At 66.4% G+C, this 26,511-nt stretch carries 26 protein-coding genes; 13 read left to right on the top strand and 13 right to left on the bottom strand.

Annotated features, from left to right (window positions below):
• The first annotated feature begins 13 nt into the window (after positions 1-13).
• The 5 genes from CE453_RS04635 to CE453_RS04615 are packed head-to-tail and all read left to right on the top strand — an operon-like array spanning position 14 to position 4,923.
• Positions 14-958, top strand: a complete 945-nt coding sequence (locus CE453_RS04635) for an ABC transporter permease (protein ID WP_089173523.1) — start codon at positions 14-16, stop codon at positions 956-958.
• Positions 955-1,827, top strand: a complete 873-nt coding sequence (locus tag CE453_RS04630) for an ABC transporter permease (protein ID WP_089173522.1) — start codon at positions 955-957, stop codon at positions 1,825-1,827. Before CE453_RS04635 ends, CE453_RS04630 begins: the two co-directional genes overlap by 4 nt.
• On the top strand, positions 1,824-3,500 hold the full coding sequence (locus CE453_RS04625; protein WP_248307946.1) for an ABC transporter ATP-binding protein: 1,677 nt from the start codon (positions 1,824-1,826) through the stop codon (positions 3,498-3,500). Before CE453_RS04630 ends, CE453_RS04625 begins: the two co-directional genes overlap by 4 nt.
• Positions 3,497-4,360 (top strand): carbon-nitrogen hydrolase family protein, encoded by an 864-nt coding sequence (locus tag CE453_RS04620; RefSeq protein ID WP_089173521.1) that lies wholly within the window; start codon positions 3,497-3,499, stop codon positions 4,358-4,360. The genes CE453_RS04625 and CE453_RS04620 overlap by 4 nt, the downstream gene beginning before the upstream one ends.
• A gap of 17 nt (positions 4,361-4,377) precedes the next feature.
• Entirely contained in the window at positions 4,378-4,923 is a 546-nt protein-coding gene (locus tag CE453_RS04615; RefSeq protein WP_089173520.1) for a carboxymuconolactone decarboxylase family protein, read from the top strand.
• Positions 4,924-4,965: 42 nt separating this feature from the next.
• Here CE453_RS04615 and CE453_RS04610 read toward each other — a convergent pair whose 3' ends face one another.
• The 5 genes from CE453_RS04610 to CE453_RS04590 are packed head-to-tail and all read right to left on the bottom strand — an operon-like array spanning position 4,966 to position 9,017.
• Positions 4,966-5,301, bottom strand: a complete 336-nt coding sequence (locus CE453_RS04610) for a hypothetical protein (RefSeq protein ID WP_089173519.1) — start codon at positions 5,299-5,301, stop codon at positions 4,966-4,968.
• Positions 5,301-6,197: a DUF6772 family protein gene (locus tag CE453_RS04605; protein WP_248307945.1), complete on the bottom strand. Its 897-nt coding sequence runs from the start codon at positions 6,195-6,197 to the stop codon at positions 5,301-5,303. The genes CE453_RS04610 and CE453_RS04605 overlap by 1 nt, the downstream gene beginning before the upstream one ends.
• 3 nt (positions 6,198-6,200) lie before the next feature.
• Complete coding sequence (locus CE453_RS04600; protein WP_248307944.1) at positions 6,201-7,028, bottom strand: carbohydrate ABC transporter permease; 828 nt, start codon at positions 7,026-7,028, stop codon at positions 6,201-6,203.
• Positions 7,021-7,893, bottom strand: a complete 873-nt coding sequence (locus CE453_RS04595) for a carbohydrate ABC transporter permease (RefSeq protein WP_089173518.1) — start codon at positions 7,891-7,893, stop codon at positions 7,021-7,023. The genes CE453_RS04600 and CE453_RS04595 overlap by 8 nt, the downstream gene beginning before the upstream one ends.
• The gene (locus tag CE453_RS04590; RefSeq protein WP_089173517.1) at positions 7,893-9,017 is read right to left on the bottom strand and encodes a mandelate racemase/muconate lactonizing enzyme family protein; all 1,125 of its coding nucleotides are present in this window, start codon (positions 9,015-9,017) and stop codon (positions 7,893-7,895) included. The genes CE453_RS04595 and CE453_RS04590 overlap by 1 nt, the downstream gene beginning before the upstream one ends.
• A 110-nt stretch (positions 9,018-9,127) precedes the next feature.
• Here CE453_RS04590 and CE453_RS04585 point away from each other — a divergent pair, with 110 nt between their 5' ends.
• Genes CE453_RS04585 through CE453_RS04570 form a run of 4 tightly spaced genes read left to right on the top strand, consistent with a single transcriptional unit; the run spans position 9,128 to position 13,285 of the window.
• Positions 9,128-9,919 (top strand): FadR/GntR family transcriptional regulator, encoded by a 792-nt coding sequence (locus CE453_RS04585; protein ID WP_089173516.1) that lies wholly within the window; start codon positions 9,128-9,130, stop codon positions 9,917-9,919.
• A complete protein-coding gene (locus tag CE453_RS04580; protein ID WP_089173515.1) occupies positions 9,891-11,186 on the top strand; it encodes an ABC transporter substrate-binding protein in 1,296 nt (431 codons plus the stop codon). The genes CE453_RS04585 and CE453_RS04580 overlap by 29 nt, the downstream gene beginning before the upstream one ends.
• A gap of 57 nt (positions 11,187-11,243) precedes the next feature.
• Positions 11,244-12,533, top strand: coding sequence for an ABC transporter substrate-binding protein (locus tag CE453_RS04575; protein ID WP_089173514.1), 1,290 nt, complete (start codon positions 11,244-11,246; stop codon positions 12,531-12,533).
• Positions 12,533-13,285 (top strand): SDR family NAD(P)-dependent oxidoreductase, encoded by a 753-nt coding sequence (locus tag CE453_RS04570; RefSeq protein WP_089173513.1) that lies wholly within the window; start codon positions 12,533-12,535, stop codon positions 13,283-13,285. Before CE453_RS04575 ends, CE453_RS04570 begins: the two co-directional genes overlap by 1 nt.
• A 10-nt stretch (positions 13,286-13,295) precedes the next feature.
• Here the strand turns inward: CE453_RS04570 and CE453_RS04565 are convergent, their stop codons facing one another.
• From CE453_RS04565 to kduI, 7 genes are all read right to left on the bottom strand, one after another.
• Complete coding sequence (locus CE453_RS04565; RefSeq protein ID WP_089173512.1) at positions 13,296-14,048, bottom strand: ABC transporter ATP-binding protein; 753 nt, start codon at positions 14,046-14,048, stop codon at positions 13,296-13,298.
• Entirely contained in the window at positions 14,045-14,917 is an 873-nt protein-coding gene (locus tag CE453_RS04560) for an ABC transporter ATP-binding protein (protein ID WP_089173511.1), read from the bottom strand. Before CE453_RS04560 ends, CE453_RS04565 begins: the two co-directional genes overlap by 4 nt.
• Positions 14,918-14,921: 4 nt before the next feature.
• Positions 14,922-15,827, bottom strand: a complete 906-nt coding sequence (nikC, locus tag CE453_RS04555; protein WP_089173510.1) for a nickel transporter permease — start codon at positions 15,825-15,827, stop codon at positions 14,922-14,924.
• Positions 15,828-15,837: 10 nt separating this feature from the next.
• Positions 15,838-16,905, bottom strand: a complete 1,068-nt coding sequence (locus CE453_RS04550; protein ID WP_089173509.1) for an ABC transporter permease — start codon at positions 16,903-16,905, stop codon at positions 15,838-15,840.
• Between the two features lie 127 nt (positions 16,906-17,032).
• On the bottom strand, positions 17,033-18,616 hold the full coding sequence (locus CE453_RS04545) for an ABC transporter substrate-binding protein (protein WP_089173508.1): 1,584 nt from the start codon (positions 18,614-18,616) through the stop codon (positions 17,033-17,035).
• Positions 18,617-18,725: 109 nt separating this feature from the next.
• Positions 18,726-19,496 carry a 2-dehydro-3-deoxy-D-gluconate 5-dehydrogenase KduD gene (gene kduD, locus CE453_RS04540; protein WP_089173507.1) on the bottom strand — a complete coding sequence of 257 codons (771 nt, stop codon included), beginning with the start codon at positions 19,494-19,496 and terminating at the stop codon, positions 18,726-18,728.
• Positions 19,496-20,332, bottom strand: coding sequence for a 5-dehydro-4-deoxy-D-glucuronate isomerase (kduI, locus tag CE453_RS04535; protein ID WP_089173506.1), 837 nt, complete (start codon positions 20,330-20,332; stop codon positions 19,496-19,498). Before kduI ends, kduD begins: the two co-directional genes overlap by 1 nt.
• 264 nt (positions 20,333-20,596) lie before the next feature.
• On the opposite strand from kduI, the gene CE453_RS04530 reads away from it, so the two are divergent.
• Together CE453_RS04530 and CE453_RS04525 are read left to right on the top strand one after the other, a co-directional pair.
• Positions 20,597-21,832: an alpha/beta hydrolase gene (locus CE453_RS04530; protein ID WP_089173505.1), complete on the top strand. Its 1,236-nt coding sequence runs from the start codon at positions 20,597-20,599 to the stop codon at positions 21,830-21,832.
• 14 nt (positions 21,833-21,846) lie between these two features.
• Positions 21,847-22,989, top strand: a complete 1,143-nt coding sequence (locus CE453_RS04525) for a lyase family protein (protein WP_089173504.1) — start codon at positions 21,847-21,849, stop codon at positions 22,987-22,989.
• 10 nt (positions 22,990-22,999) lie between these two features.
• Here CE453_RS04525 and CE453_RS04520 read toward each other — a convergent pair whose 3' ends face one another.
• Positions 23,000-23,872, bottom strand: coding sequence for a helix-turn-helix domain-containing protein (locus tag CE453_RS04520; RefSeq protein ID WP_089173503.1), 873 nt, complete (start codon positions 23,870-23,872; stop codon positions 23,000-23,002).
• Between the two features lie 127 nt (positions 23,873-23,999).
• Here CE453_RS04520 and pobA point away from each other — a divergent pair, with 127 nt between their 5' ends.
• Both pobA and CE453_RS04510 read left to right on the top strand, forming a co-directional pair.
• Entirely contained in the window at positions 24,000-25,178 is a 1,179-nt protein-coding gene (gene pobA / locus CE453_RS04515; protein ID WP_089173502.1) for a 4-hydroxybenzoate 3-monooxygenase, read from the top strand.
• Positions 25,179-25,295: 117 nt separating this feature from the next.
• A complete protein-coding gene (locus CE453_RS04510; protein WP_089173501.1) occupies positions 25,296-26,489 on the top strand; it encodes an ABC transporter substrate-binding protein in 1,194 nt (397 codons plus the stop codon).
• Positions 26,490-26,511 lie beyond the last annotated feature (22 nt).

Raw genomic sequence — 26,511 nt, 5'->3', positions numbered from 1 at the left:
CCCGGAGCACCGCATGGCTTCCTATTTCCTGCGCAGGCTGGCGATGGCGATCCCCGTCATGTTCTTCGTGGCGCTGTTCGTCTTCCTGTTGTTGCGCCTGACGCCGGGTGACCCGGCCCAGGCCATCGCCGGTGATCAGGCGACCCCGGCGCAGCTCGTCGCGATCCGCGAGAATCTCGGCCTCGACAAACCGCTTGCCGGCCAGTTCATCACCTGGCTGGGCGGGATGGCAGCCGGCGATTTCGGCCACTCGCTGATCTCGCAGCGGCCGGTGCTGGAGATGATCGGCCAGCGCATCGGACCCACGCTGGCCCTCGCCGTCATGGCGATGATCTTCACGGTGGTGATCTCGCTGCCGCTCGGCGTGCTCGCCGCCTGGCGCCATGGCGGCATGGTCGACCGCTTCGTCATGGCGCTTTCGGTCGTCGGCTTCTCGGTGCCGATCTTCGTGATCGGCTATGTGTTGATCGCCGTTTTCGCCGTCGACCTGAAATGGTTTCCGGTGCAGGGCTACAAGCCGCTGGCCGAGGGCTTGGGCCCCTTCCTCCATCGCATCCTGCTGCCGGGGCTGGCGCTCTCCTCCTTCTATGTCGCATTGGTCTCGCGCATGACACGCGCCTCAATGCTCGAAGTGCTGCGCGAGGATTATGTCCGCACGGCGCGGGCCAAGGGGCTGGGCGAGCGGATCGTCCTGTTCCGCCACGCACTGCGCAACGCCGCGATCCCGATCCTCACCGTGATCGGCACCGGCTTCGCGATGATGGTTTCCGGCGTCGTCGTCACCGAGACGGTCTTCAACATTCCCGGCCTCGGGCGGCTGGTCGTCGATGGCGTGCTCGCCCGCGACTACCCGTTGATCCAGGCGATCATCCTGCTGACGGCCGGCGCCTATGTGCTGATCAACCTGCTGATCGACCTCTCCTATGCGCTGAGCGACCCGAGGATCCGCTACCAATGAGCGCCGCATCGAACCCAGCGCAGAGCGGCCTCCCCCGCCGGCGCCTGCTGCGAAACCCGCCGCACTGGACGACGGTGCTGGCCATCATCGTTCTCATCGCCATCGTCGCGATGGCGGTCTTCGCCCCACTGCTCGCCAATTTCGAGCCGACCAAGCTCAATGCGGCGATGCGGTTGAAACCTGCTTCCGAGACCTACTGGCTCGGCACGGACTCGTTCGGCCGCGACCTCTATTCGCGTGTGGTCTATGGTGCGAGGGTCTCGCTGCTGGTGGGCGCGGGCGTCGCGGCGGGCGCGATCCTGATCGGCCTGCCGCTCGGCCTGCTCGCCGGCTGGTATCGCGGCATCGACGGCGTGCTGATGCGGATGATGGACGGGCTGATGGCGATCCCCGGCATCCTGCTCGCCATCGCCATCGTCGCGCTGGTCCGCGGCGGGCTCGCCACCGTCATCATCGCCATCATGATCCCCGCGATCCCGCAGGTGGTGCGCCTCGTCCGGGCGCGCGTCATCGCAGCCCGCGAAGAAACCTATGTCGACGCGGCGATGCTGCTCGGCACGCCGCCGCTCAAGCTGATCTGGAAGCACCTGCTGCCGACGACGATCGCCCCGCTGATCGTGCAGGGCACCTATATGTACGCTTCGGCTATCCTGACCGAGGCTGCCCTCTCCTTCCTCGGCGTCGGCATCGGCACCGAGATCCCGAGCTGGGGCAACATCATGGCCGAGGGCCGGCTCTATTTCGCGATCAACCACTGGCTGGTGTTCTGGCCGGCGATCGTGCTGTCGGCCTGCATCCTGTCGATCAACCTGCTCGGCGACGCGCTACGCGACCGGCTCGACCCGAAGATGCAAGGGAGAGCCCCGTGACTGCCACAGCCTCCGTGCCCCAGCCGGTGCTCTCGATCCGCGATCTCAAGGTCGCGACGCGCGGACGCCAGCCCTCCGAGATCCTGAAAGGCATTAGCTTCGACATCCAGCCGGGCGAGACGCTCTGCCTCGTCGGCGAATCCGGTTCCGGCAAGTCAGTGACCTCGCTGGTCGCGATGGACCTCTTGCCGCGCGACGAATTGCAGGCGACTGGCGGCGTGGTATTGCTCAACGGCGAGGACATCCTCACCGCGACGCCGTCGCGCACCAAGGCGCTGCGCGGCGCCGAAATGGCGATGATCTTCCAGGAGCCGATGACGGCGCTGAACCCGGTGCTGACCATCGGCCTGCAGATGGATGAGGTCTATTGGGCCCACACCCAGATGCGGCCGAGGGAGCGTAGGGAAGCCGCGCTCGCTGCCTTCGCGGCGGTGCATCTGCCCGATCCGGCGCGGATCTACGACAGTTACCCGCACCAGCTCTCCGGCGGCCAGCGCCAGCGCGTGATGATCGCGATGGCGCTGGCGCTCAAGCCGAAGCTGCTGATCGCCGACGAGCCGACCACCGCGCTCGACGTCACCACGCAGAAGCAGATTCTCGGCCTGATCCGCGAATTGCAGGAGAAGCAGAACACCGCCGTCCTGTTCATCACCCACGACATGGGCGTGGTCGTCGACATCGCCGACCGGGTCTGCGTGATGCGTCGCGGCGAGATCGTCGAGACCGGCCCGATCGAGCAGGTGCTGAGCCGGCCGCGCGAGGACTATACGCGCGACCTGCTGCAGGCCGTGCCGTCGCTGATCCCTCGTGCGCCACGCGTTGCGGCGAAAGAGGCCGAGGCCGTCGTCGAGATCAGGAATCTCGAGAAGACTTTCAGTTTCGGGACACTGCTCGGCAAGCTGACGGGCCGCGACATCCGCACCGTGCGCGCCGTCAACGATGTCAGCTTCAAGCTAGCGCGCGGGCGCACGCTCGGCATTGTCGGCGAAAGCGGCTCGGGCAAGTCGACGGTGGCGCGCTGCCTGCTCCGGCTGGAGCACCCGACCGGCGGCGAGATCCGGGTCAACGGCCAGGACATCGCTCCGCTCCAAGGTCAGGCGGCGCTGGCGCCAGCGCGGCGGCGCGTGCAGATGGTGTTCCAGGACCCCAACCGCTCGCTCAATCCGCGCCTGCGCATCGGCGAGAGCCTGATCGAGGGGCCGCTCAATCTCGGCGAAGATCGTGTCTCCGCGCTCAAGCGCGCCGGCGAGCTGCTCGAGGTCGTCGGCCTGCCGCGCGCCAGCCTCGAACGCTTCCCGCACCAGTTCTCCGGCGGCCAGCGCCAGCGCATCGCGATCGCGCGCGCGCTGATGATGGAGCCAGAGGTCATCGTCGCGGACGAGGCCGTCTCGGCGCTGGACGTCTCGGTGCAGGCACAGGTGCTGGCGCTGCTGGCGGAGATCCAGGAGCGGCGCAACCTCGCCGTGCTGTTCATCACCCATGACTTGCGCGTCGCGGCGCAGATCTGCGACGAGGTGATGGTGATGCAGCGTGGTCGCGTGGTCGAGGATGGTCCCGCGGCCGAGGTGCTGGCCAGCCCGCGCCACGAATACACGCGTGCCTTGATCAACGCGGCCCCCGGGCGGGACTGGGATTTCGCCACCGGGCGCCGTATCGCCGGAGCCGACGCATGATATCCGCCAGCCTCGTCCAGCTCGACGTCCAGTCTCTGGCGCCCGTCGAGAATTTCCGGCGCATCGACGAGTTCGTCGCGGCCGAAGCCGCGCGAGGCGCCCAGCTCATCCTGTTCCCGGAACTGTCGAATACCGGCTATGTCGAGCCGCTGGTGCCCGGCGGTCCACTGGTCAGCGACGTGCCGCATTTTGGCGCCGCGCTCTACGAGGCCTGTGCAGCGCCGGATGGCGAGGAGATCAAGGCGCTGGTCGCGCTCGCAGCGCGGCATCGCGTGCATCTCGTCATCGGGCTCGGCCTGCGCGACCGGCTGCGCGCCGGCGTGATGCGCAACGCCTCGCTCTTGATCGGCCCGGAGGGCGTGATCGGCGACTACACCAAGATCCACCAATGGCAGAACGAGAAGCTGTTCTTCACCGGCGGTGACAGTATCGATACCTATCCCGTCTTCGGGACGCGGCTCGGCATGCAGGTCTGCTATGATATCCGCTTCCCCGAGATCACACGCATCCTTGCCCTGCAGGGCGCCAGCATCGTCACCTCGGTCTGGGCCTCCTTCGGCGCCGAGGACGCAGCGGTGACCGACGAGGCGCTGTTCATCCACCGGGCCTATACGCGGGCGACAGAAAACGGCGTCTTCTTCCTGAGCTGCAACCGCAGCGGCAGCCGCGGCGGGCAGCGCTTCTTCGGCCGCTCCTGCGCGGTCGGGCCGGATGGCAAGCTGCTCGGCGCGCTCGACCATGACCGCGAGGACGTGCTGCGGGTCAAGATCGACCTGGCCGAAATCGCGCGCTATCGCAGCTTCACGGGCATCTGGGCCGACCGGGCCCCCGCGCTCTACGCCAAATACCTCAACAGCTGAGCACCGTGAGACATCCGATGACGACCTCTCCCTGCCCGCCGATCAGCGATGCCGACTGGCCTCAGGCCATCGCCGGGATGAAGGACGGCTTTGCGGGCGCGCTCAATGTCTATCGCACGATGGCGCATCACCCCGCGCTGCTGCAGGCATGGGCGCCGCTGCGCCAGCACATCGTCAAGGACAGCGCGCTCGGGCCGGTGCGCTCCGAGGTCGTGATCCTGCGCGCTGCCCATCGCATGGGCTCGCCCTATGAATGGGCGCATCATGTCAGCCGGGCGCGGGGGCTCGGCATGAGCGATGCACGCATCGCCGCACTGCGCGGGATGCCGAGAGGCGAGGATGGGCTGATCGCGAGGGCGGTCGATGGGCTCTTCGATGACAAGCGCCTGTCACCGGCCCTCGAAGCCGAGCTCGCCGCGGCGCTCGGGCACGAGGCGGTCTTCGACCTGATCGCGACGGTCGGCTTCTACTCGGTCCTCGGCTACATCCTGATGACCTACGACACGCCGATCGATGCGGCCGTCGCAGCGGAAATGACCGATCGGCCGCTCGCCGCGAGCTGAACCCCATCTCCATCATTGAAGGCCCGAGGGCTTCAGCGCCCCTCAGGCCTTGAGGTGAAGCGTCACCAGCACGGTGATCTCGGAACTCTCCGGCAATGTCGCGGCGACGCGCAGGAAATTGCCGAAGTGCGAGACACGCTGGAACGTCACAGCATCCTTTGCCTTCGGCAATGCGAACTCCGAACCCTCTGGGCACCAATGCATTCCATCGGCTGAGATCTCGATCCGCGCCTTCGGCAGCGCCCCCTTGGGCTCCTTCAGCGCTCGGACGAACACGATGGCCTCCTTCGCCCAACCGGCCTCGTAAGGCTCGGTCGCGCTTGCACCCGTCCAGCTTTCGTTGCGGGCGACGACGGCGGTCAGGTTTTCGGGCAGCATCAGAAATCCCCCGACAGGCAAACGGAGTCGAGATAGGCAAAGGCGCGCTTGTCGGTGTCGGTCTCGGCGAAGAAGCCGAGGTTCAGCATGCACCACAGGTTCTTCATCGCGGGAATACGGATGCAGTCGTAGCCCTCCATGGCGAACACCCGGTCGTTGACCTGAAATCTTGTCGCTTGCATCGCTGCGAGGTCGAAATCGAAGCGCAGATAGTGCCAGTTCACCTTGGTCGGAATCTCGTTATAGCAGAGCCGCTGCTCACCGCCGGGCAGGTCCTCCCAGTCGCTGGGAGCCAGATGGTAATGTGTAATCGTCTTGCCGGCGGTGCCGATCGGCTTGATCGGCGTCGTCTTGCGCTTGAACTGCCATTTCTGGATGTGCTGTCCGTCCTGCGCGTTGAGGAAGCGTAAGTGCGGCATCACGCGGTCGCCCGGTCCCGAAGTGTCGCCGATCTGGAGATCGTAGAGGAAACCGAAGGAGCGGATATCGGTCTCCGACAGCGCAAGCTCCGTCGCCTCAGGCTTGAAGGTGAAATAGGCTTCCAGCCGGATCGGCCCCGCCTTGCGGAAGGTTAGCCGCTTGATCGCGACATTCTGCGCGCCCTTCTTCGGACGGGTCGCGATCTTCAGCGCATAGGAACCGTCGACGCCGCCATGCGAGCCGAAATCCCAGTTCGGCAGCGTCGAGAGCATGGCATGGCTGTGCTGGGCATAGCCCGGCAGCATCGCGTCGAGCGTGTCCTCGTAATTGCCGACGAGCTGTGTCCAGCCGCACATGCCGCGGTCGAAATCGTCGAGGCAGATGATGCGCGGCAACGGGTCGAAGCGGCTGAGTTGCGGGTCGCTCTCGCGGAGGGCGCGGCGCAGCTCGTCGAGCCGGAGTTCCGATGCGTTCATGGCTTATCCCTTCACCGCGCCGGCAGTGAGCCCGGCCACGAGATGCTTCTGCATGAGGATGACGAAGGCGAGCACCGGCACGAGCTGCACGGTCGACGCCGCGAAGAGCACGCCCCATTCGACGCCTTCGACAGCGCCGATCATCTCGGAAATCACCAGTGGCGCGGTCTTCGCCTTGGTGGTCGTGAAGATGAAGGCGAAAAGGAACTCGTTCCAGGCATAGACGATGACGAAGACCGACACCGCGAGCATGCCCTGCGCCGCCATCGGCAGGATGATGCGGGCGATGATCTGCATCTGCGAGGCGCCGTCGACCATCGCTGCTTCGTCGAGCTCGCGCGGGATCTGGTCGATGAAGGTCCGCATTACCACCGTGCCGAGCGAGACGAAGAAGGTCGCGTAGAGCAGGATCAGGATGAAATGCGTGTCGTTGAGGCCGAGCCAGTTCGCCACCGGGAAGAGCGGTAGCGTGATCACGATCGGCGGGATCAGGCGGATGAAGATCAGGAAGAAGGCCGAGGCCTGCAGGCCTCGCGAGGCGAAGCGCGAATAGGCGAAGCCGGCGAGCAGGGAGACGCCGACCGCGAGCACGGTCGCGCCGACCGTGACGAGGAAGCTGTTCCACAGGCCGAAGAAGAAATCGCCCCAGCGGTTCCAGAGGGCCTGATAGTTCGCCAGCGTCGGTGCGAAGGAGAAGGCGCCCGTCGGCGAGAAGATGTCGCGATCGGCCTTGAAGGACGACATCGCGATCAGGCCGATCGGCACGAGCGACCAGGCGACGACCGCGAGCAAGCCGACGAACTTCAGGAAATGGCGCAGAAGCTTAGGCACGCGCGAACATCTCCCGATAGAGCCGGCGCAGATAGAACAGCGCGAGCAGGAGCGAGGCGAGCACCAGGAGCCAGCCGGTGGCGGCGGCCGAGCCGAAGGCGTTGTAGCGGAAGGCCTCGAGATAGAGATAGACCGCCATCACCTCGGTCGAGCGCGCCGGTCCACCGCCGGTCATCAGCCAGACCTCGGAGAACAGCCTGAAAGCGAAGATGTAGCGGAACAGGGCCGCGATCAGCAGCGCCGGCATCAAGAGCGGCAGCGTCACACGACGGAACGAGGTCCAGGCCGAGGCGCCATCGATCGACGCCGCCTCGTAGAGATCGCTGGGGATCGAGAGCCGCGCGGCATAGAGGATGATGAACGAGAACGGCAGGTGCAGCCAGATCGAGAGCAGGCTGACCATGGCAAGGCCGTGGCTCGGGTTCACCGCCCATTCGATCGGCGGCAGGCCGATGGTGGCCAGCAGCCGGCTCATCATTCCGACATCCGGCTCGAACAGATAGCGCCACATCACCACCGCCGAAACCTCGCTGACCGCATAGGGCGCGAGCACAATGGCGAGCAGCAGCGGCCGGAACGGCACGCCGGAAGCGAAGAACAGCGCCATGCCGAGCCCGATCAGCAACTCGACATGCACGACAACCGCGACGACGATCACCGTATTGAGCAGTGCCTTCCAGAAATACGGATCGGCCAGCACCTTCGCGTAGTTGGCGAGACCGACGAAGCTCGCCGCTTGGCCGAAGGAGGACTGGTTGAGGCTCAGCCAGAATACGTAGATCGCCGGCAGGAAGATGATGCCGCCGATCATCAACTGGACCGGCGTGACCAGGGCGACCGCGGAGATAGGCGTGCGCGCGTTCATCAGGCGATCCTGAACCGCTTCAGCGCCTCGCGGTCGATCTCGATGCCCAAGCCCGGCCCCTGCGGGATCGCGAGCTTCCCGTCCACGAGCTGCGAGCCCTCCCCCACCAGGGGTCGCGTGAAGGCATCGCGCAACGGATTCTCATAGACCATGCATTCGAAGGTGCGGAAACTCTCCGCCGCCGCCGCGAGTTGCAAGCTGGCGGCGACGCAGATCGCGCCGGACCAGCCCACATGCGGCGCGTAGGCCGTGTTGAAGGTTGCGGCGAGCTCGGCGATGCGCCAGGTCTCGGTGATGCCACCGGAGCGCGTCACGTCCGGCTGGATCAGGCCGAGCGAGCGATCCTGCAGCATGGTCAGGGCCTCGCCCGCGACGAAATCGCTCTCGCCGGCCGCGAGCCGGATCGGCAGATGTTGGGCAAGGCGGCGATAGCCCTCGCGGTCATGCGGGGCGATCGGCTCCTCGAAGAAGCCATAGCCGAGATCGGCGAGCGCCCGCCCGACGATCATCGCATCGTCGACGTCATAGGCCCAGTTCGCATCGACATAGAGGGCGATCTCGTCACCGGCGAGCCGCCGGACCAGCTTCGCGCGCGCCACCGCATCGCGCAGCGGATGGCCGAGCTTGACCTTGATCTCGCGGAATCCGGCCTTCAGCGCCGCCGCCACTTCCACCTCGACCGTGGCATCGTCGAGCCAGTTGATCGAGGACGCATAGGCCGCGACCTCCTTGCGCCCCATGCCGCCCAGCAACCGGTGGATCGGTTGTCCCGCCTGCTTCCCTGCGATGTCCCAAAGCGCGATGTCGACCGCCGCGATGGCCTCGACGATCTGACCGCCAGGCCGCCCCGAAAGCGCGGCGCGCATCGCCTTCCACAGGGCACGTCGGTCGGCGGCATCGCGCCCGATCAGGCGCGGCACCAGCGCCTCCTCGATGAAGCGTGCATAACCCGCTGCACCACGCCGGCAGAGCCCTTCGCCGAAGCCGACCGTGCCGTCCTCGATCTCGACCTCGACGACGACAATCTCGATTGCCGGATAATCGCCCTGCGAGGTCCGCTGGACCTTGGGCAGCGTTGCCCGCAGCGGGTGGACGTGAACTTTGGCGATGCGGCTGGCCGACATGCGGCTTGGCCCTCCCGAGGCGCGTCGATCAGCGACGTCTACTTATCTGATAGGTTGAACAGTTGCCAAGGAACGCGGCATCTGTCAATGATCGCAACCGGAGGAATTTGATGAGCGATCTCGCCCGTGCCGTGCTGGATGCCGACGACCCTTTCGCGGGCGGCGATGTCGTGCCGATGCGGCTCGGCGATGCCGTAATCCAGCGCATCACGCAGGCAATCCATGAGGGCCGCCTGAAGCCGGGCGACTCCTTGCCCTCCGAGGCGCGCATCGCCGCCTCCTTCGGCGTCAGCAAGCCGATCGCGCGCGAGGCCATCCGCCAGCTCGCGGCGATGGGCGTCGTCCATATCCAGCAGGGCAAGCCGACGCGCGTGCAGGCGCTCGACGCTGCCCCGCTCGATCGCTTCTACCGTTTCGCCGTGCGCGGTCGCGCCAATGGCCTGACCGAGGCGGTGGAACTACGCCGCATCCTCGAGCCACCGATCGCTGCCCATAGCGCCGAGCGGCGCACGGTCGAGGACGTCGAGAAGCTCGATCTCATTCTCGCCCGGATGGAGGATTCTCTCGGCAATGTGCCGCGCTGGATCGAGGCCGATCTCGATTTCCACGAGGCCGTCGCTGCGTCCTCCGGCAACCGCCTGCTCGATTTCCAGATCCGGGGCCTGCGCCCTGTGATCCGCGAGGTGATGGAAATCTTCAACTCGCGCGAGGCGCGCGGCCCCGAGGATTGGCGGCGCACCTTCGAGCGCCATGTCCGCGTCGTCGAGGCGATCCGCGCAGGCGATCCAGCCGCAGCCGAAGCCGCCATGAACAAACATTTCGAAGCGGCCGAAGCCGCCATCGCGGAACTCGCGAACCACAGGGAGGATCACCATGGGCCAGAGGACGACCCTCGACCGTAGGCAGTTCGGGGCAGGCATCCTGGGCTTGAGCTTCGCCGGGCTCGGCAGCACGGCACAAGCGCAGAACGGCCCGTTCAATGTCTTCACCCATCGCGTCATGCAGACGGTCTCGACCGGCGCGCAAGGTGGCGACATCACCAAGGACTGGGCGCAGAAGAACGGCGTCACCATCCAGTGGACGACCTTCGACACCGGCCCCTTGCAGGAACGCCTGTTTCGTGAGGCGAGCCTCGGCGAGACCTCCGTCGATGTCGGATTCGTCGTCAATACGCAGGTCGTGCCCCGCGCAGCGACCCTGTTCGAACCGCTCGACGACTATCTGAAGAAAGACCCGCTCGAAGACCCCGCCGACATCTTCCCGGGCCTGATGCAGGGCATGAAGGTCGCCGGCAAGCAGCTCGCCGTCCCGTTCCGTCACGCCTCCTCCGGCCTGCACTACAATGAGGAAATCCTGGCCGAGAAGGGCTTCTCCAAGCCGCCTGCGACGATCGAGGAGATGATCGAGATCGCCAAGGCCTGCAGCTACCGCCGCGCCGACGGCACGCAGGTCGTCGGGTTGTGCACGCCGGGCGTGACCTATCCCAACGTGATCGACCTCGCCCGCGCCTGGGACGGCGACTTCATCACGCCAGACTTCAAATGCGTCGCCGACCGACCGCCGATGCTGAACGCGGTCCGCACACTGCGCGAGCTCTTCCAGGCCAATGCCTTCCCGCGCAATTTCGCGACGCTTTCCCCCGAGGACGTCAATGTCTGGATGCAGCAGGGCCGCGCCGCGATGAGCCTGCAGAGCATGGGCCGCAACCGCATCTACAACGATCCGCAGAAGTCGAAATTCCCCGGCAAGATCAAGACGATCGCGGTGCCGGCCTCGAAGACGCTGGCCGGCAAATACGAGGCCGCCCCTGCGAAGGTCGAGTTCTGGGGCATGGTCATTCCCAAGAATGCCAAGCGCAAGGACCTCGCCTGGAGCTTCATCAAGGCGATGACCTCGAAGGAGGCGACGCTGAAGGCAGCGCTCAACGGCAACGGCCCGGTGCGTGCCTCGACCTATGCCGATCAGAGCTTCGCCGGGACCGTCCCCTACGCCGCCGAGGAACTGAAGGTTCTGAAGGTCGCGCGTGTACCCCTGCCGGCCTTCGACGAGGCGGCCCGCGCCGGTGACCTCTTCAAGGAGGAGGCTGAGGCCGCCGTGCTCGGCATGAAGACGCCGGAGGAGGCGATGGCTTCGCTGGTCAAGCGTGTGCAGCCGCTGTTGCCGGCCTGAATCGTCGGGAAGAAGACGGCGCGGCGACAGCGCCGGGAATTTTCGGGAGGATCATCGATGACGTTTCGCATCTCGCGCCGCCGCTTCGGCGCGCTCGCCGGCGCCTCGGTCGCTGCGGCGCTTCTGCCCCAGAGCGGATTCGCCCAAGCCAAGACCCTGACCGCGCTTGGCCACCGCGTCCATCAGACGGCGGCGACGACCGGCCCCGGCGGCGACGCGACCGAAAGCTTCCGCAAGGCGAACGACGCCACCGTGAACTGGGTGACCTTCGGCGACGTCAACGCCGTGCATGAGCGGCTGCTGCGCGAGGCTTCGCTGTCCGAGACCTCGATCGATGTCGCCTATCTCGTCAATGGCCGCGCCGTGCCGCGCAATCTCCAGCTCTTCGAGCCGCTGGACGCGCTGATGAAGCAGGCGCCGATCGAGGCCTTCGATGATTTTGCGCCGGGCCTGCTCGCCCCGCTCAAGGTCGGCGATGCCCTGCACGGCATCCCGGTGCGCCACGCGACCAATGCCCTGATCTACAACGAAGCCCTGCTGGAGGAGCGCGGTGTCACCAAGCTGCCGACGACATTCGAGGAGCTGACGGAGCTGGCCCGCAGGCTCACCTTCAAGCGCGACGACGGCACGCAGGTTTACGGCCTCGCCTTCACCGCCGTCTTTGCCTCGAATTTCCTGACACTCGCCCGCTGCCTCGGTGGCGACTACATGACGACCGACGGCAAGATCGTCGCGGCCGAGCCGCCGATGGTGAAGACGCTCACCTTGCTTGCCGATTTCTACAAGGCTGGCGTGCTGCCGCGGAACTTCGCCACGGTGAACAACGAAGAGATCACCACCTGGATGCAGCAGGGCCGCGCGGCGATGACGATCAACCCCTTCGCCCGGCTCGTCACCTACAACGATTCTTCGAAGGGGAAGTACGGCGGCAAGTTCAAATCGCTGCTGCCACCGATGGCAGCCGATCTCGTCGGCAAGGTCGCTTTCGCGCCGACCACCGAATTCTGGGCGCTGATGATCCCGAAGAACGCCAAGCAGAAACCCCTGAGCTGGGAGTTCATCCGCGCGCTCTCCTCGAAGGCCGGCACGACCGCCATGGCGCTGAACGGCAACGGCCCGGTCCGCATCTCGACCTATGCTGACGAGAAGCTGAAGGCGGCGATGCCCTATGCCGCCGACGAGGCCGCCGCGCTCAAGGCCTCGCGCATCCATCTGCCGGCCTTCGACGAGCAGGCCCGCGCCCATGACATCTTCATCGAGGAAACGCAGGCCGCCGTGCTCGGCCGCAAGCCGGCGCAGCAGGCGATGGACGATGCGACGGCCCGCGTGAAGCCTCTGCTCGGCTGATGGCGAACCTGCTTTCGGGGCGCGTCGCCCTCGTCACGGGCGCGGCGCGCGGTATCGGCCTGGCGATCGCGACCCGGCTGGCTACAGCCGGCGTGCATGCGATCATTCATGACCGGGACGCGGCCGCCGCCGATGCGGCGACGACCGAGCTGCGCGCGCAGAACCTCGCGGCATCCTCCCTGATCGCCGATCTTGCGGAGGTCGCCGCCCCAATCGCGATGGCTGCTGAGCTGAAGGCGAGCGGGATCGAACCCGACATCCTCGTGCTTTGCGCCTCCGTCGAAACGCTCGAGACCTGGGATGCTGTCTCCGAAGCCGCGATGGCCGCCCAGACGGAAATCAATCTCCATGCGACGCTGCGGCTGCTGCAGGCCTTCCTGCCGGGCATGCTCGCTCGCGGCTTCGGCCGGGTGATCGCGATCGGCAGCGTACAGGAGGCCCGCCCCAACCCGACGCACTTCTACTACGCCGCCACCAAGGCGGCGCAGACCAATATGATCCTGAACCTCGCCCGCACCACGCGGGCACCGGAGGTCACGTTCAACATCATCCAGCCAGGCGCGATCCTGACGGACCGCAATCGGGCTGTCCTGGCTCAGCCCGGGCGGGAGGAGCAGGTGCTCGCGCGCATTCCCCTCGGCAGGCTCGGCCGCGCCGAAGACTGCGCCGGGGCCGCGCTGCTGCTGTGCTCACCAGAGGGGAGCTACATCAACGGCGCCACGATCGCGGTGGACGGCGGCATGCGGTTGTGACGCCACCAGCTCAGTCGGCGCGCCGGAAACCGGCGCTGGCCGCCAGCAACTGCTGCGCGTAGGCCGTCTGCGGCCGACGCTCCGCCAGCGCCTCGACGCTCATCTCCTCGACCGCACGGCCGAGCTGCATGACGAGCAGCCGCTCGCACATATGGCCGACCACGGCGAGGTCGTGACTGACGAGGATATAGGTCAGCTTGCGCTCCTGCCGGAGCGCGGACAGCAGATTCAGCACCTCGGCCTGGATCGAGACATCGAGCGCCGAGGTCGGCTCGTCGAGCAGCAGGATCGAAGGCTCGAGCACGAGCGCACGTGCAATGGCGACGCGCTGGCGCTGGCCGCCCGAAAGCTGGTGCGGATAGCGGAAGCGGAACGAGGTCGGCAGGCCGACGTCGGAGAGCACCTTGCCGATCCGCGCCTCGGCATCGCGGATGCCATGGATGGCGAGCGGCTCGGCCAGCGTATCGTCGACCGTCTTCTTCGGGTGCAACGAGCCGTAAGGGTCCTGGAAGACCATCTGGACATGGCGATGGAACGCCTTGTCCCGCACCTTCGGCTGCGCGGCACCTTCGATGGCGATGTTCCCGCTCCAGTCGCGATTGAGGCCTGAGAGCACGCGCAGCACGGTCGACTTGCCGGAGCCGGATTCGCCGACGAGGCCGTAGCTTTCACCCTCCCGCACTGAAAAGGAGACATCCTTCACGACATGGGAGTCCCCGAAGGAGACATTGAGCTTGTCGACGGAGATCGCAGCGTTCGTCATGCCAGCCACGCCGGGTCGCGGTGAAGGGTGGCGAGCTTCGCCCGCGGGTGGTCCAGATCGGGCAGGCATTCGAGCAGGCCGAGCGTATAGGGATGGCGCCGGCTACGTGCCGTTTCATCCGCGAGTTCGGCGGCCGGCAGCGTCTCCATCACCTTGCCGCCATACATGACGATGACGCGGTCGCAGAAGGACTGCACCAGATGCAAATCGTGGCTGATGAAGATCAGCCCCATGCCGCGCTCGGTCACAAGATCATCGAGAATCTTCAGGATCTGGAGCTGGACCGTAACGTCGAGTGCCGAGGTCGGCTCGTCGGCGATCAGAATCTCCGGTTCGGCGATCAGCATCATCGCGATCATCACGCGCTGGCCCATGCCGCCCGAAACCTCGTGCGGATAGAGATCGTAGACGCGCGCCGGCTCGCGGATCTGCACCGATTCCAGCATGGCGAGACTGCGCTCGCGCGCCTCCCGCGGGCCTGCCTTGCGGTGGATGCGATAGGCTTCCGCGATCTGGCTGCCGACGGTCTGGACCGGGTTGAGCGAGAACTTCGGATCCTGCATCACCATGGAGATGTGGCGGCCGCGCAGCTTGCGCCGCGTGCCCTTGTCCATGGTCATCAGGTCCTGGCCGCGGAAACGCATGCCATCGGCGCTGACGACGCCGGGATGCGGGATCAGGTCTAGGATGGCGCGGCCGGTCATCGACTTGCCGGAGCCGGATTCACCGACGATGCCGAGCCGCTCGCGCCCAAGCGTGAAGGACAGGCCGCGCACCGCGTGGACGATGCCGGTCGGCGTGTGGAAATCGACCTTGAGATTGTCGACTGCGAGAAGGGGCTGCTCGGCATTGCCTGCGGAGGTCTGCATCGCCTCACCTCGCATCCATGACGTCGCGCAGCCCGTCGCCCAGCAGGTTGAAGCCGAGCGCGACCACACAGATCGCGAGGCCGGGGAAGGTCGCGACCCACCACTGGTCGAAGATCTGCTCACGGCCAGCCGAGATCATCGCACCCCACTCCGGCATCGGCGGCTGCGCGCCGAGGCCAAGGAAGCCGAGGCCTGCTGCGGTGAGGATGATGCCGGCCATGTCGAAGGTGGTGCGCACGATCAGGGACGGCATGCACATCGGCACGACATGCTTCCAGATGATGCGGGCGCGTGAGGCGCCCTGCAGGCGCATCGCCTCGATGTAATCCTGGTTGCGGATCACCATGGTTTCGGCGCGCGCGACGCGGGCGTAGGGCGGCCAGGTCGTGATCGCGATGGCGATGATGGCGTTGACGATGCCCGGCCCGAGCGCGGCGACGAAGGCGAGCGCCAGCACGAGGCGCGGGAAGGCGAGGAAGACGTCCGTGATCCGCATCAGCAGCCGGTCGACCCAGCCGCCGAAATAACCCGACACCGCCCCGATCAGCAGCCCGAACGGGCCGACCGTGACCACGACCAGCAGCACGATGACCAGCGTGATCCGCGTGCCGTAGACGATGCGGCTGAAGATGTCGCGCCCGAGTGCGTCGGTGCCGAACCAGTTGGTCGAGGAAGGCGGCAGCAGCCGCTTGTCGAGCGCCTGGGCGATCGGGTCGAAGGGTGCGATCACCGGCGCGAGCGCAGCAACCAGCAGCAGCAGGATGACGATGGCAAGACCCGCCACCGCCATCGGGTTGCGCTTGAAGGCGAGCCACTGCCGGTAGAGCTGGCCGAGGCGGGCCTGCCGGCGCGATTCCGGGGTGTCGCTGATCAGCCAGGCGCGCAGGCCGGCAGTGGAGGTGTCGCTCATCTCTGCCCCCTCAGCGCACACGCGGATCGGCCAGCCTGCCGATGATGTCGGTCAGGAGATTGACTGCGATGAAGACGACGCCGACCACCAGCGTGCCGCCGAGCACGGCATTCATGTCGGCGTTCAGCAGGGCGCTGGTGAGATAGCGCCCGAGTCCGGGCCAGGCGAAGATCGTCTCGGTCAGCACCGAGCCTTCGAGGAGGTGCATGTAGGACAGCGCAATCACGGTGAAGAGCGGCACGGCCGCATTGCGCAACGCATGGCGCCAGATCACGGCCATCTCGGAGACGCCCTTCACGCGGGCCGCGATTACATATTGCTGCTGCAGCTCGCCGATCATGAAGCTGCGCGTCATGCGGCTGATATAGGCGACGGAGAGCAGGCCGAGGACCAGGGCCGGCAGGATGAGATGCGAGAAGGCGTCCCGGACGGCCTCCCATTCGCCATCCAGCGCAGCGTCGATCATGACGAAGCCGGTATGGGGCGTAACGATGTCCTGCCAGACGACCGAGACGCGACCCGGCCCCGAAACCCAGCCGAGCTTGGCGTAGAACAGCAGCAGCGCCATCAGCCCCATCCAGAAGACCGGAACCGAATAGCCGACCAGGCCGACGACACGGGCGATCTGGTCCTGCCAGCGTCCCTGGTTGACGGCGGCCAACACGCCGAGCGGCACACCGATCAGCACGCCGATCAGCGTGCCCAGCGTGGCGAGCTCGAGCGTCGCGGGGAAGACGCGCTTGATGTCGTCCGTCACCAGATTCGTGGTCAGCACCGAGTTGCCCAGGTCACCGGTGAAGACCTTGCCGATATAGATCGCAAACTGCTGCCAAAGCGGCTTGTCGAGCCCCAGGTCGAGCCGCGCCGCCTCGTAGACATCCGGCGGAGCACGATCGCCGACGACGGCGAGCACGGGATCGATCGGCATCACCCGCGCGATCAGGAAAGTCACGAGCAGCAGGCCAAACATGGTGATGGCCACCGTCGTCAACTCGCGCGACAGGGCCCGGCCCCAGCGGCGCAGCTTCGCTGGTAGCGAGCGGCCTCCCGCCGGGGCGGCTTGTGTCACAATGCTCATGTCCGTTTTCCCATCCGTCTGTCCTGCTCCGGAAATTCCGCCCGCCATGCGAGCCCGGATAAGCCGGAACAGATCCGCCACGCGGCAGGCAGAGCTGCCGCGTGGCGGGTAAACCGTCGCAAAGGACCTACTTCTTGACGATGGGGGCGTAGTAGTTGGTCGAGCCGATCACCCAGCCGTCGACGTTCTTGCGCTCGGCCGAAACCTCGATCGACTGGAACATGATGACGAAGGGCGAGACCTTCTGGTGCTCGCGCTGCAGCGCCTCATAGGTCGCCTTGCGCTTTTCCGCATCCGGCTCGAGTACCGCCGCCTGCGTGACCTTGGTCATTTCCGGGATATCCCAGGCGTTGCGCCAGGCCAGCGTCTTCGACTTCGCGTCCTCGCCATTGTTCTCGTTGATGGCGAAGGTTTCGGCATTGGTATGCGGGTCGAGATAATCCGCGCCCCACTCGCCGATATAGATGTCGTGGGCACGGGCGCGGTACTTGGTCAGGGTCTGTTTGCCGTCGCCCGGGATGAGCTCGAGCTTGATGCCAGCCTGGGCCCAGCTCGCCTGCAGCGCCTGGGCGATATCGGTGAAGGGCGAGATGGAGCGGACATCCATCGTCACCGAGAAGCCGTCCGGCAGGCCGGCCTTGGCGAGCAGCTCCTTGGCCTTGGCCAGGTCGAACTTGTAGGGCCGGTCGGAAATCGCTCCCAGGAAGCCCTTGGGCAGGAAGGATTCATGGCCCCGATAGGTGCCGTCGACGATGTTCTTCTCGATGGAGTCGTAGTCGACCAGCCATTTCAGCGCCTCGCGTACCTCCGGCTTGGCGAGGTTGGCGTTCTTCTGATTGAGGCCGAGATACATCACGCGGTCGCGGTCGCCCTGCACGATCTTGATCGCGTCGTTGCCCTTGAGCGCCGCGAGCTGGTCCTTGGACAGGTTGCGCGCGATATCGACGTCGCCCTTCTCGACGAGCAGGCGCTGCGAGGCCGGCTCGGCGACATGACGCACGACGATGCGCTTGTTCTTGGGCGTGCCCTGGTACCAGCTTTCATTGGCGTCGAGCGTGTACTGCTCGGCCGGGCGATAGCTGCGGATCTTGTAGGCGCCGGAGCCGGCCGAGTTGAGCTTCATCCAGCCATTGCCCCAGTCGCCGTCCTTCTCATGCGACTTGGCCAGCTTAGAGTCGACGATGCCGCCGACCGCAGCCGTCAGGCAGTTGTAGAAGAAGGTCGGCGCAAAAGGCTTGGAGACCGTGATCTGCACGGTGTGGTCATCGACCGCCTTGACCTTCTCCGCCACGTTCTCGGCGACGAAGCCGAACTGGCGCAGGATGAAGCCGGGCGACTTGTTGAGCGTCACCGCGCGCTGGATCGAATAGACCACGTCGGCAGCGGTGAACGGATTGCCCGAATGAAACTTGATGCCGGGGCGCAACTTGAAGACATAGGTCAGGCTGTCGGGGCTGACGGTCCAGCTCTCAGCAAGGTCCGGCGTCAAGGCATTGTTGCGGGTAACGTCGACGCGGATCAGCTTGTCATAGACGTTGTCGACCACCTCCGTGCCGGAAAATTCGAAGGCCTCGGCCGGATCGAGCGAAACGATGTCGTCGATCTGCTTGGCCATGACGACCGTGTCCTTCGGCGTCTGCGCGACGACGCTCGTCGTCGATACCAAGGCCGCGAAGGCCGAAGCCACCATCAGTTTGGCAAAGTGACTCATCGATGATCCCCTCGTTATTGATTTGCTGGGCGCCAGTTGGCGCTCATTCGCGCGAACTCTGCAATTAGAGTTTCGTCTCTGTCCAGAGGCTCTTGCCAGCGGCTTTCGCTCAGCGCGCCAGCCAGCCACCATCGACCGGCAGGACGACGCCATGGACGTAGGTTGCGGCATCCGAGGCGAGGAACACCGCAGCTCCGCCGAGCTCCTGCGGCTCTCCCCAATGTCCGGCCGGAATCCGCGCCAGGATCGCAGCGTTCCGCTCCGGATCGGCCCGCAGGGCCTCCGTGTTGTTGGTGACGAAATAGCCTGGCGCGATCGCGTTGACGTTGATGCCCTTCCCCGCCCATTCGCAGGCGAGCAGCCGCGTCAGCCCGGCGAGCCCGCTCTTGGAGGCGGTGTAGGACGGGATGCGGATGCCCCCCTGGAAGGAGAGCAGCGAAGCGATGTTGATCACCTTGCCGCCCCGGCCATCCGCGAGCATGTGCTTCGCCACGCCCTGCGTCAGGAAGAAGGTCGACTTCAGGTTGACGTCCATCACCGCGTCCCAGTCGGCCTCGGTGAAGTCGATGGCATCGGCACGGCGGATGATGCCGGCATTGTTGACGAGGATGTCGAGCCGCGAACCGCCAGCCTTCGCAGCGGCCTCCGCCTCTTCCACGATCCGCCCGATCGGCTCCAGCGTGCCGAGATCAGCCGTGATCTCGTGAAAGGGCCGCCCCGTCTCTGCAACCAGGGCCTTCGTCTCCGCCATGCTCGAACGACCGACCGCGACGATGCCGGCACCCGCCTGCGCGAGCGCGAGCGCGATGGCCTGGCCCAGCCCCGTATTGGCACCGGTGACGATGGCCGTGCGGCCGCTCAGGTCGAACGGAGAACCCATCAGCGCAGATCCCCGGTCGCGACCATGTCCATGTCGGTGTAGTCGACATTGTCGCCGCCCATGCCCCAGATGAAGGAATAGGCCCGCGTGCCGACGCCGGAATGGATCGACCAGCCGGGCGAGAGGATCGCTTGCTCGTTGGCGACGACGAGATGGCGGGTTTCCTGCGGTTCGCCCATCAGGTGGAAGACGCGGGCATCGGCCGCCAGGTCGAAATAAAGATAGATCTCGCAGCGCCGATCATGGGTATGCGCCGGCATGGTGTTCCAGATGCTGCCCTCCTCCAGCGTCGTCACGCCCATCACCAGCTGGCAGGTGTCGCAGACACCTGGGATGATGTACTGGCGGATGACGCGCTTGTTCGCGGTCGCCTGCTCGCCCAGCGCGATGGTCTTGGCATCGGCCTCGGTGATCCGCTTCGTCGGGTGGACGGCATGGGCCGGCGTCGAGAGCAGATAGAACTTGGCCGGGTTGCCGGCGTCGTCGCTGGCGAAGGAAACCTCACCCGCTTCCTTGCCGACATAGAGCGCGTCGCGCTTGGCGAGCGCATGCTCCTTGCCGCCGGCCAAGACCTTGCCCGGGCCACCCACATTGACGATGCCGAGCTCGCGACGCTTCAGGAAGGCGTCGGTGCCGACGGCCTTCGGCGTCGGCAGCGCGATCGCCTTGCCGGTCGGCATGGCCCCGCCGACGATGACACGGTCGAGATGGCTGTAGGTCAGCTTCACCTCGCCGGGGACGAACAAGGACTCGATCAGGAAATGCCGGCGCAGCTCCGCCGTGTCGAACCGCTTCACCGCCTCGGGGTGCGATACCTGACGAATCTCGATGGTCATGGCTCAAATCCTTATTGCAACGGCAGCAGCGGGCCCTTGAACGACCGCTCGCCGATGGGCGACGCCCTGGGGCGGTTCATCGGACATAGCCGAAGCCGAGCGACAGCAACATGGTCAATTCCGACATGACGGCGCCTGACATCGGAGTGGCAAGGACGACCATGGCGAAGATCCGCGCTTGAGTGTGCGGGCGAGCCCTGCGAAGAAGGGCGCGGCCGCCGGCTTGCGCGGGCGGCGGCAGGATAGTTCATGGCGAGAGCGGTGATGACAGGACGCCTTTCCGTTACGGCTCTCGCCATCGGAGCTACGCTTCTGCTCGCCGGCTGCGCTGGCGACGTGAAAGGCACGCTCGCGCCCGTCGCTGCGGTTCCGTCCGATACCAGCAAGGTCTCGATGCTGGTCGTCACGACGCGGGCGGCCGACGCGAACCCGGGGGTCCTCTTCTCCGGCGAGCGCGGGCAGATGTCCTTCGCCGAGATCGTCGTCTCGATGCCGCCGGATGCACGCCGCAAGGCCGGCGAGGTGCAATGGCCAAGCCGACTGCCGGGCAATCCGGAGACCGACTTCGTCACCGCGAAGGTCGAGAAGCTCGAGCGGCCCCAGGCGGTAGCGCTGTTTCACAGAGCCGTCCAGAAAGTGCCGAAGCGGCGCGTCCTCGTCTTCATCCACGGCTTCAACAACCGCTTCGAGGATGCGGTCTACCGCTTCGCCCAGATCGTCCACGATTCACGCGCCGATGTCGTGCCGGTGCTGTTCACCTGGCCCTCGCGCGGCTCGATCTTCGCCTATGGCTACGACCGCGAGAGCGGCAACTATTCGCGCGACGCTCTGGAGAACCTGCTGCAGACGCTGGCGCGCGACCCCGCCGTCGGCGAGGTCTCGATCCTGGCCCATTCGATGGGCAATTGGGTGACGCTCGAGGCGCTGCGCCAGATGGCGATCCGCAACGGCCAGATTCCCTCCAAGATCGCCAATGCGATGCTGGCGGCGCCCGATGTCGACATCGACGTCTTCCGCAAGCAGATCGCGGAGATGACGGGCCGCCGGCCGCGCTTCACCATATTCGTCTCGCAGGACGATCGCGCGCTCGCCGTCTCCCGTCGCGTCTGGGGCAGCACGGCTCGGCTCGGCGCCATCGACCCGGACACGGAGCCCTACCGCACCGAATTGCTGAAATCCGACATCACCGTCGTGAATTTGACCAAGCTTCAGACAGGGGATCGGCTCAACCACGGCAAATTCGCAGAAAGTCCCGAGGTCGTGCAGTTGATCGGCTCGCGCCTGATCGAAGGCCAGCCGATCACCGATTCCCGCGTCGGACTCGGCGACCGGCTGATCCAGGTCACCGCCGGCGCCGCGACGGCTGTCGGCACCGTCGCGGGCCTCGCCGTCTCCGCCCCGCTGGCCATCGTCGATCCGAACACGCGCAACAACATCGCCGACCACACCGAGGAACTCGGCCGCTCCCTGCGCAGCACCTCCGACGCTGTCACAGAGTGAGCAGGAGAAGCGCAATGAGCCAGCTTCTGCGCACGCGGCCCGCGACCACCGATGGGATGCTCGCCGTCTTCGACGACGGCGCGACGCTGCGACATGCACTCGCCTTCGAGGCCGAATTGGCCCGCGCCGAGGCCGCCGAAGGGTTGATCGGCTCTGCAGAGGCCGAAACCATCGCCCGCCTTTGCGGTGACATCATCATCGACCCTGCCGCGCTCGCCGCCGAAGCAGCACTGGCCGGTACGCTCGCCATCCCGCTCGTCGCGCGGCTGCGCAAGGCCCTGCCCGAGGCTGCGGCCAAGGCCCTGCACAAGGGCGCCACCAGCCAGGACATCGCCGACGTGATCCTGGCGTGCCAGATCCGCGAGGGCCATGCGCTGCTCGCCGCCGATCTGGCAAGGATCGAAACGGCCCTTGCCGCCTTGGCGCGTCGCCACGCCGCCACGCCCGCCATCGGCCGCACCCTGCTGCAGGATGCTTTGCCGATTGGATTCGGCCTGCGCATCGCACAATGGCAGGCGAACGTCGCCGATGCGGCGAAACGGCTTGGCCACGAAGTCGAAGCCGGCGCCGTGCTTCAGTTCGGTGGCGCCGCCGGCACGCGCAGCGGTCTCGCCGGCAAGGGTGCCACGGTCGCAGCGCGCCTGGCCGCTGGGCTCGACCTCCCCAATGCGGCGCCCTGGCAGGCGCGTCGCGGCGGCATCGCCGGCATCGCATCCGCACTGGCGATTGCGATCGGCTGCCTCGGCAAGATGGCCCGCGACGTCTCCCTGCTGGCACAGAACAGCGTCGGTGAAGCACGCGAGCCGGCCGTTCCCGGCCGCGGCGGCTCCTCGGCCATGGCGCATAAGCGCAACCCGACCGGTTGCCAGGTTGCGCTCTCGGCTGCCCTGCGCGCGCCCGGCCTCGTCGCCGGCATTCTCGCCGGGCTACCGGCGGAGGAGGAGCGCGGTCTCGGCGGCTGGCAAGCCGAAGGCCCCGCCCTGGCCGAACTCTTCCTGCTGGCGGCCGGCGCGGCAGAGGCGATGGCGACGGTCGCGGAAGGGTTGGAGATCGACGAAGCCGCCATCGCGCGCAATCTCGCAGCCGCCGCGCTGGGCGGCGATATCGGCGAGAGCGAAGCGCTGGTCGAAGCCCTCCTCGGCGACGCTGGCCGATAGGCTCCGCGAACTACGCGTTCGCCCGATAGTCCGAGGGCGAAAGTCCGGCCCGCTTCGCGAAGAAGCGCGAGAAATAGGCCGGATCGGAAAAGCCGAGGCGGAACGAGATCTGCGCGATCGTCAGGGAGGTATAGACGAGATCGCGCCGCGCCTCGATCATCAACCTGTCCTGGATGACTCGCGCCGCCGAATGGCCCAGCACCTCGCGGCAGCTGCGCGACAGATGCGGAACCGAGACGCCGAGCGCACGGGCGTGCTCCGTCAGCCGCTCATGGCTCTGGAAGCGGATCTCGACACGCTCGATGAAGCGCCGGACCAGACTCGCGCGCAGATCCTTCGCCGGCCCCCCGCCGGCCCCCAATCCGCGCACGCCACGCGAGAACCAGGAGGCGATCAGGTCGGCATAGGCCGCGAGCGCGAACTCGCGGTTCGGTCGATTGGCTCCGAACTCGCCCATCGCGAGTCCCATCACGGTCTCGAGCGCCTGCGTTTCCCTATCTTCCGGCCCGGTCTGCAAGAGCGCCGGCGCCGCCAGCAGGGACCGCGCCTCGGGCTCGGCATCGAACAAGCGCTTCAACGAGGTTTCGGCGACGCTGGCGACGAAACCTTCCGTGCCGACGATGAAGTGGAACTCGTGGATCGTCGCCGGCGGTAGCAACAGTGCCGAGCCCGGAGCAAGAATCCGGTCACGCCCGTCGATCCGCGTCCGGCCACCCCCGCCGATGACGAGGAAGAACTGGAAGAGCTGATGGTGGAAATGCGGCTGGATGGTCCAGCCATGCAGCGCGCTGCGGGCCACGATCGGCTCGATATGCAGCGCGTCCGGAAAGCGATCCGTCAAGCGCTCGGCATAGAGCCAATAGGCTGGAACAGTGGCTGGCATGGCCCCTCATGATCGATTTGTCCAAGACACTGCGCGAATCTTCCATTCCGTCAAGCCTGCCCGGAGCGCATAGCTTGCGAAACGAAACGTCGGCTCAGAACCGTCGTCGCCACAGGAGGAAGCGGAAATGCGCACGCAGGTCGCCATCATCGGCGCCGGCCCGGCCGGGCTGCTTCTCGGCCAGCTGCTGTCGCGCGCCGGGATCGATAATGTCATCCTCGAGCGCCGCAGCCTCGGCTACGTGCTCTCCCGCATCCGCGCCGGCGTGCTCGAGCAGGGCATGGTCGACATGCTGCATGAGGCAAGCGCCGCCGAACGCCTCGAGCGCGAGGGGCAGGTGCATGACGGCGTCAATCTCGCCTTCGACGGCACGCTCCATCGCATCGACCTGAAACATCTGACCGGCGGCAAGGCCGTCACCGTCTATGGCCAGACCGAGGTCACGCAGGATCTCGTCGAGGCGCGCCGGGCGCTCGGCCGGCCGACGATCTACGAGGCTGACGAGGTCGCCTTGCACGACATCGACACGGCCGCGCCAAGAGTGAGCTTCCGAGCCAACGGCGAGATCCAGGAGCTGCGCTGCGATTTCATCGCCGGCTGCGACGGCTATCACGGCGTCTCGCGCCGCTCGATCCCCGAAAGCGCCCTGACGAGCTTCGAGCGCGTCTATCCCTTTGGCTGGCTCGGCCTGCTGGTCGATCGGCCGCCGGCCGCGCATGAGCTCGTCTATGCCCGGCACGAGCGCGGCTTCGCGCTCTGCTCGATGCGCTCGGCCACGCGCAGCCGCTACTATGTCCAGGTCCCGCTCGAGGAGCGCGTCGAGAACTGGTCGGACGAAGCCTTCTACGACGAACTGCGCCGCCGGCTTCCTGCCGAGGTGGCGGACACGTTGCAGACTGGCCCCTCGCTGGAAAAGAGCATCGCGCCGCTACGCAGCTTCGTCGCCGAGCCGATGCGCTTCGGCCGCCTCTTCCTCGCTGGCGATGCCGCCCATATCGTTCCGCCGACCGGCGCCAAGGGGCTCAATCTCGCCGCCAGCGACGTGCGCTACCTCTTCGACGCATTGCGTGAGCATTTTCGCGACAGCTCCGATGCCGGGCTCGACAATTATTCCGCCCGCGCACTGGCCCGTATCTGGAAGGCCGAGCGCTTCTCCTGGTGGATGACCGGGCTGCTGCACCGTTTCCCGGAGCGCAGTGCCTTCGAGGAGCGAATGCAGCACGCCGAACTCGATTACCTGGTGAGCTCGCCGGCGGCTTCGGCAGCGATGGCCGAGAACTATGTCGGCTTGCCTTACGCAGGATAAGGAGGCATTGCCCGGCCGAGGCCGACGAGCCGAGGGATAATGCAGACAAGCAGCGAATTTCCCTCGGGGGACGCGCTATAAGCCAGAAGAGCGGGAACGATTTCGGGAGGACGACAGATGAGCAGGACGTTTTTCAGCAGGTTGATACAGGCAAGTGTGCTGGCATTGGCCGGCACGCTCGGTCTCGGCGGCGCGGCTTCGGCCGACACCGTCAAGGTCGGGATCGTCGGGCCGTTCTCCGGCCCCTTCGCCCTGCAGGGCAAGAATTTCCAGGCGGGCGTCGAGGCCTGGCTGGCGCAGAACGGCAAGTCGGTCGCCGGGCATGACATCGAGATCGTCTATCGCGACCTGCCCACGGCCAATCCGCAGCAGGCCCGCGCCCTGGCGCAGGAGCTGATCGTCCGCGACAAGGTGCAATATCTCGGCGGCGTCTATTTCACCCCGGACGCGATGGCGATCACACCGCTGCTCAAGCAGGGCAATGTGCCGCTGGTGATCTTCAATGCGGCAACCTCGGCGATCATGACCTCCTCGCCGCTGGTCGTGCGCACCTCCTTCACCACGGCGCAGACCACGACGCCGCTCGGCAAGGCCGCGGTTGATCGCGGCGTGAAGAAGTTCGTCTCCGTCGTCAGCGACTACGGGCCGGGCGTCGATGCCGAAGCCGCGTTCAAGAAGGCGATCGAAGCCGCGGGCGGCCAGGTCGTCGAGGCGATCCGCATGCCGCTCAACACCACCGAGTTCAGCCCGATCATGCAGCGCGTCCGCGACGCCGGCGCGCAAGGCGTCTTCGCCTTCCTGCCCTCGGGCCCGCCGACGCTCGGCTTCGTCAAGGCCTTCAGCGACACGGGGCTGAAGCAAGCTGGCGTCAAGCTCTTCGCGCCAGGCGACCTGACCCAGGAATCGGATCTGCCGGCGCTCGGCGACGCCGCCGCTGGTATGATCACCTCGTTCCACTACGCCGTCTCGCACGACTCCGACGTCAACCGGACGTTCGTCGCCGCGGCCGAAAAAGCGCTCGGCACGCCGGGCCAGCTCTCCTTCCCGGCGGTCGGCGCCTATGACGGCATGCATGTCATCGCCAAGATGATCGCCGCCACAAGCGGCAAACAGGATGCCGAGAAGGCCGTCGAGGCGGTGAAGGGCCTCGCCTGGGAAAGCCCCCGCGGGCCGGTGAAGATCGACCCCGAGACGCGTCACATCACCCAGACGATCTATCTGCGCGAGGTCGCCAAGGACGCCAAGCGCAACTGGATCAACAAGGAGATCCAGAGCTTCCCCGAGCAGAAGGACCCCGGGCTGGTGAAGTGAGCCGCCCGGCGACCTGATGCGC

It is taken from the genome of Bosea sp. AS-1 (assembly GCF_002220095.1).
Taxonomy (GTDB): Bacteria; Pseudomonadota; Alphaproteobacteria; order Rhizobiales; family Beijerinckiaceae; genus Allobosea.
The sequence above is the reverse complement of the archived record's forward strand: the minus strand, read 5'-3'. Positions and strand labels throughout refer to the sequence as shown.

What these genes read in the sequence shown, in the direction of transcription:
- CE453_RS04595 (WP_089173518.1), bottom strand. Translation starts at nt 7,893, where the DNA reads ATGAACGCGCGCACGCCTATCTCCGCGGTCGCCCTGGTCACGCCGGTC.
- CE453_RS04565 (WP_089173512.1), bottom strand. Translation starts at nt 14,048, where the DNA reads ATGACGAACGCTGCGATCTCCGTCGACAAGCTCAATGTCTCCTTCGGG.
- CE453_RS04570 (WP_089173513.1), top strand. Translation starts at nt 12,533, where the DNA reads ATGGCGAACCTGCTTTCGGGGCGCGTCGCCCTCGTCACGGGCGCGGCG.
- CE453_RS04610 (WP_089173519.1), bottom strand. Translation starts at nt 5,301, where the DNA reads ATGCTGCCCGAAAACCTGACCGCCGTCGTCGCCCGCAACGAAAGCTGG.
- CE453_RS04530 (WP_089173505.1), top strand. Translation starts at nt 20,597, where the DNA reads ATGACAGGACGCCTTTCCGTTACGGCTCTCGCCATCGGAGCTACGCTT.
- CE453_RS04615 (WP_089173520.1), top strand. Translation starts at nt 4,378, where the DNA reads ATGACGACCTCTCCCTGCCCGCCGATCAGCGATGCCGACTGGCCTCAG.
- CE453_RS04545 (WP_089173508.1), bottom strand. Translation starts at nt 18,616, where the DNA reads ATGAGTCACTTTGCCAAACTGATGGTGGCTTCGGCCTTCGCGGCCTTG.
- CE453_RS04575 (WP_089173514.1), top strand. Translation starts at nt 11,244, where the DNA reads ATGACGTTTCGCATCTCGCGCCGCCGCTTCGGCGCGCTCGCCGGCGCC.
- CE453_RS04550 (WP_089173509.1), bottom strand. Translation starts at nt 16,905, where the DNA reads ATGAGCATTGTGACACAAGCCGCCCCGGCGGGAGGCCGCTCGCTACCA.
- CE453_RS04620 (WP_089173521.1), top strand. Translation starts at nt 3,497, where the DNA reads ATGATATCCGCCAGCCTCGTCCAGCTCGACGTCCAGTCTCTGGCGCCC.
- CE453_RS04635 (WP_089173523.1), top strand. Translation starts at nt 14, where the DNA reads ATGGCTTCCTATTTCCTGCGCAGGCTGGCGATGGCGATCCCCGTCATG.
- kduI (WP_089173506.1), bottom strand. Translation starts at nt 20,332, where the DNA reads ATGACCATCGAGATTCGTCAGGTATCGCACCCCGAGGCGGTGAAGCGG.
- CE453_RS04590 (WP_089173517.1), bottom strand. Translation starts at nt 9,017, where the DNA reads ATGTCGGCCAGCCGCATCGCCAAAGTTCACGTCCACCCGCTGCGGGCA.
- CE453_RS04520 (WP_089173503.1), bottom strand. Translation starts at nt 23,872, where the DNA reads ATGCCAGCCACTGTTCCAGCCTATTGGCTCTATGCCGAGCGCTTGACG.
- CE453_RS04560 (WP_089173511.1), bottom strand. Translation starts at nt 14,917, where the DNA reads ATGCAGACCTCCGCAGGCAATGCCGAGCAGCCCCTTCTCGCAGTCGAC.
- CE453_RS04585 (WP_089173516.1), top strand. Translation starts at nt 9,128, where the DNA reads ATGAGCGATCTCGCCCGTGCCGTGCTGGATGCCGACGACCCTTTCGCG.
- pobA (WP_089173502.1), top strand. Translation starts at nt 24,000, where the DNA reads ATGCGCACGCAGGTCGCCATCATCGGCGCCGGCCCGGCCGGGCTGCTT.
- CE453_RS04510 (WP_089173501.1), top strand. Translation starts at nt 25,296, where the DNA reads ATGAGCAGGACGTTTTTCAGCAGGTTGATACAGGCAAGTGTGCTGGCA.
- CE453_RS04605 (WP_248307945.1), bottom strand. Translation starts at nt 6,197, where the DNA reads ATGAACGCATCGGAACTCCGGCTCGACGAGCTGCGCCGCGCCCTCCGC.
- nikC (WP_089173510.1), bottom strand. Translation starts at nt 15,827, where the DNA reads ATGAGCGACACCTCCACTGCCGGCCTGCGCGCCTGGCTGATCAGCGAC.
- CE453_RS04580 (WP_089173515.1), top strand. Translation starts at nt 9,891, where the DNA reads ATGGGCCAGAGGACGACCCTCGACCGTAGGCAGTTCGGGGCAGGCATC.
- CE453_RS04630 (WP_089173522.1), top strand. Translation starts at nt 955, where the DNA reads ATGAGCGCCGCATCGAACCCAGCGCAGAGCGGCCTCCCCCGCCGGCGC.
- CE453_RS04525 (WP_089173504.1), top strand. Translation starts at nt 21,847, where the DNA reads ATGAGCCAGCTTCTGCGCACGCGGCCCGCGACCACCGATGGGATGCTC.
- kduD (WP_089173507.1), bottom strand. Translation starts at nt 19,496, where the DNA reads ATGGGTTCTCCGTTCGACCTGAGCGGCCGCACGGCCATCGTCACCGGT.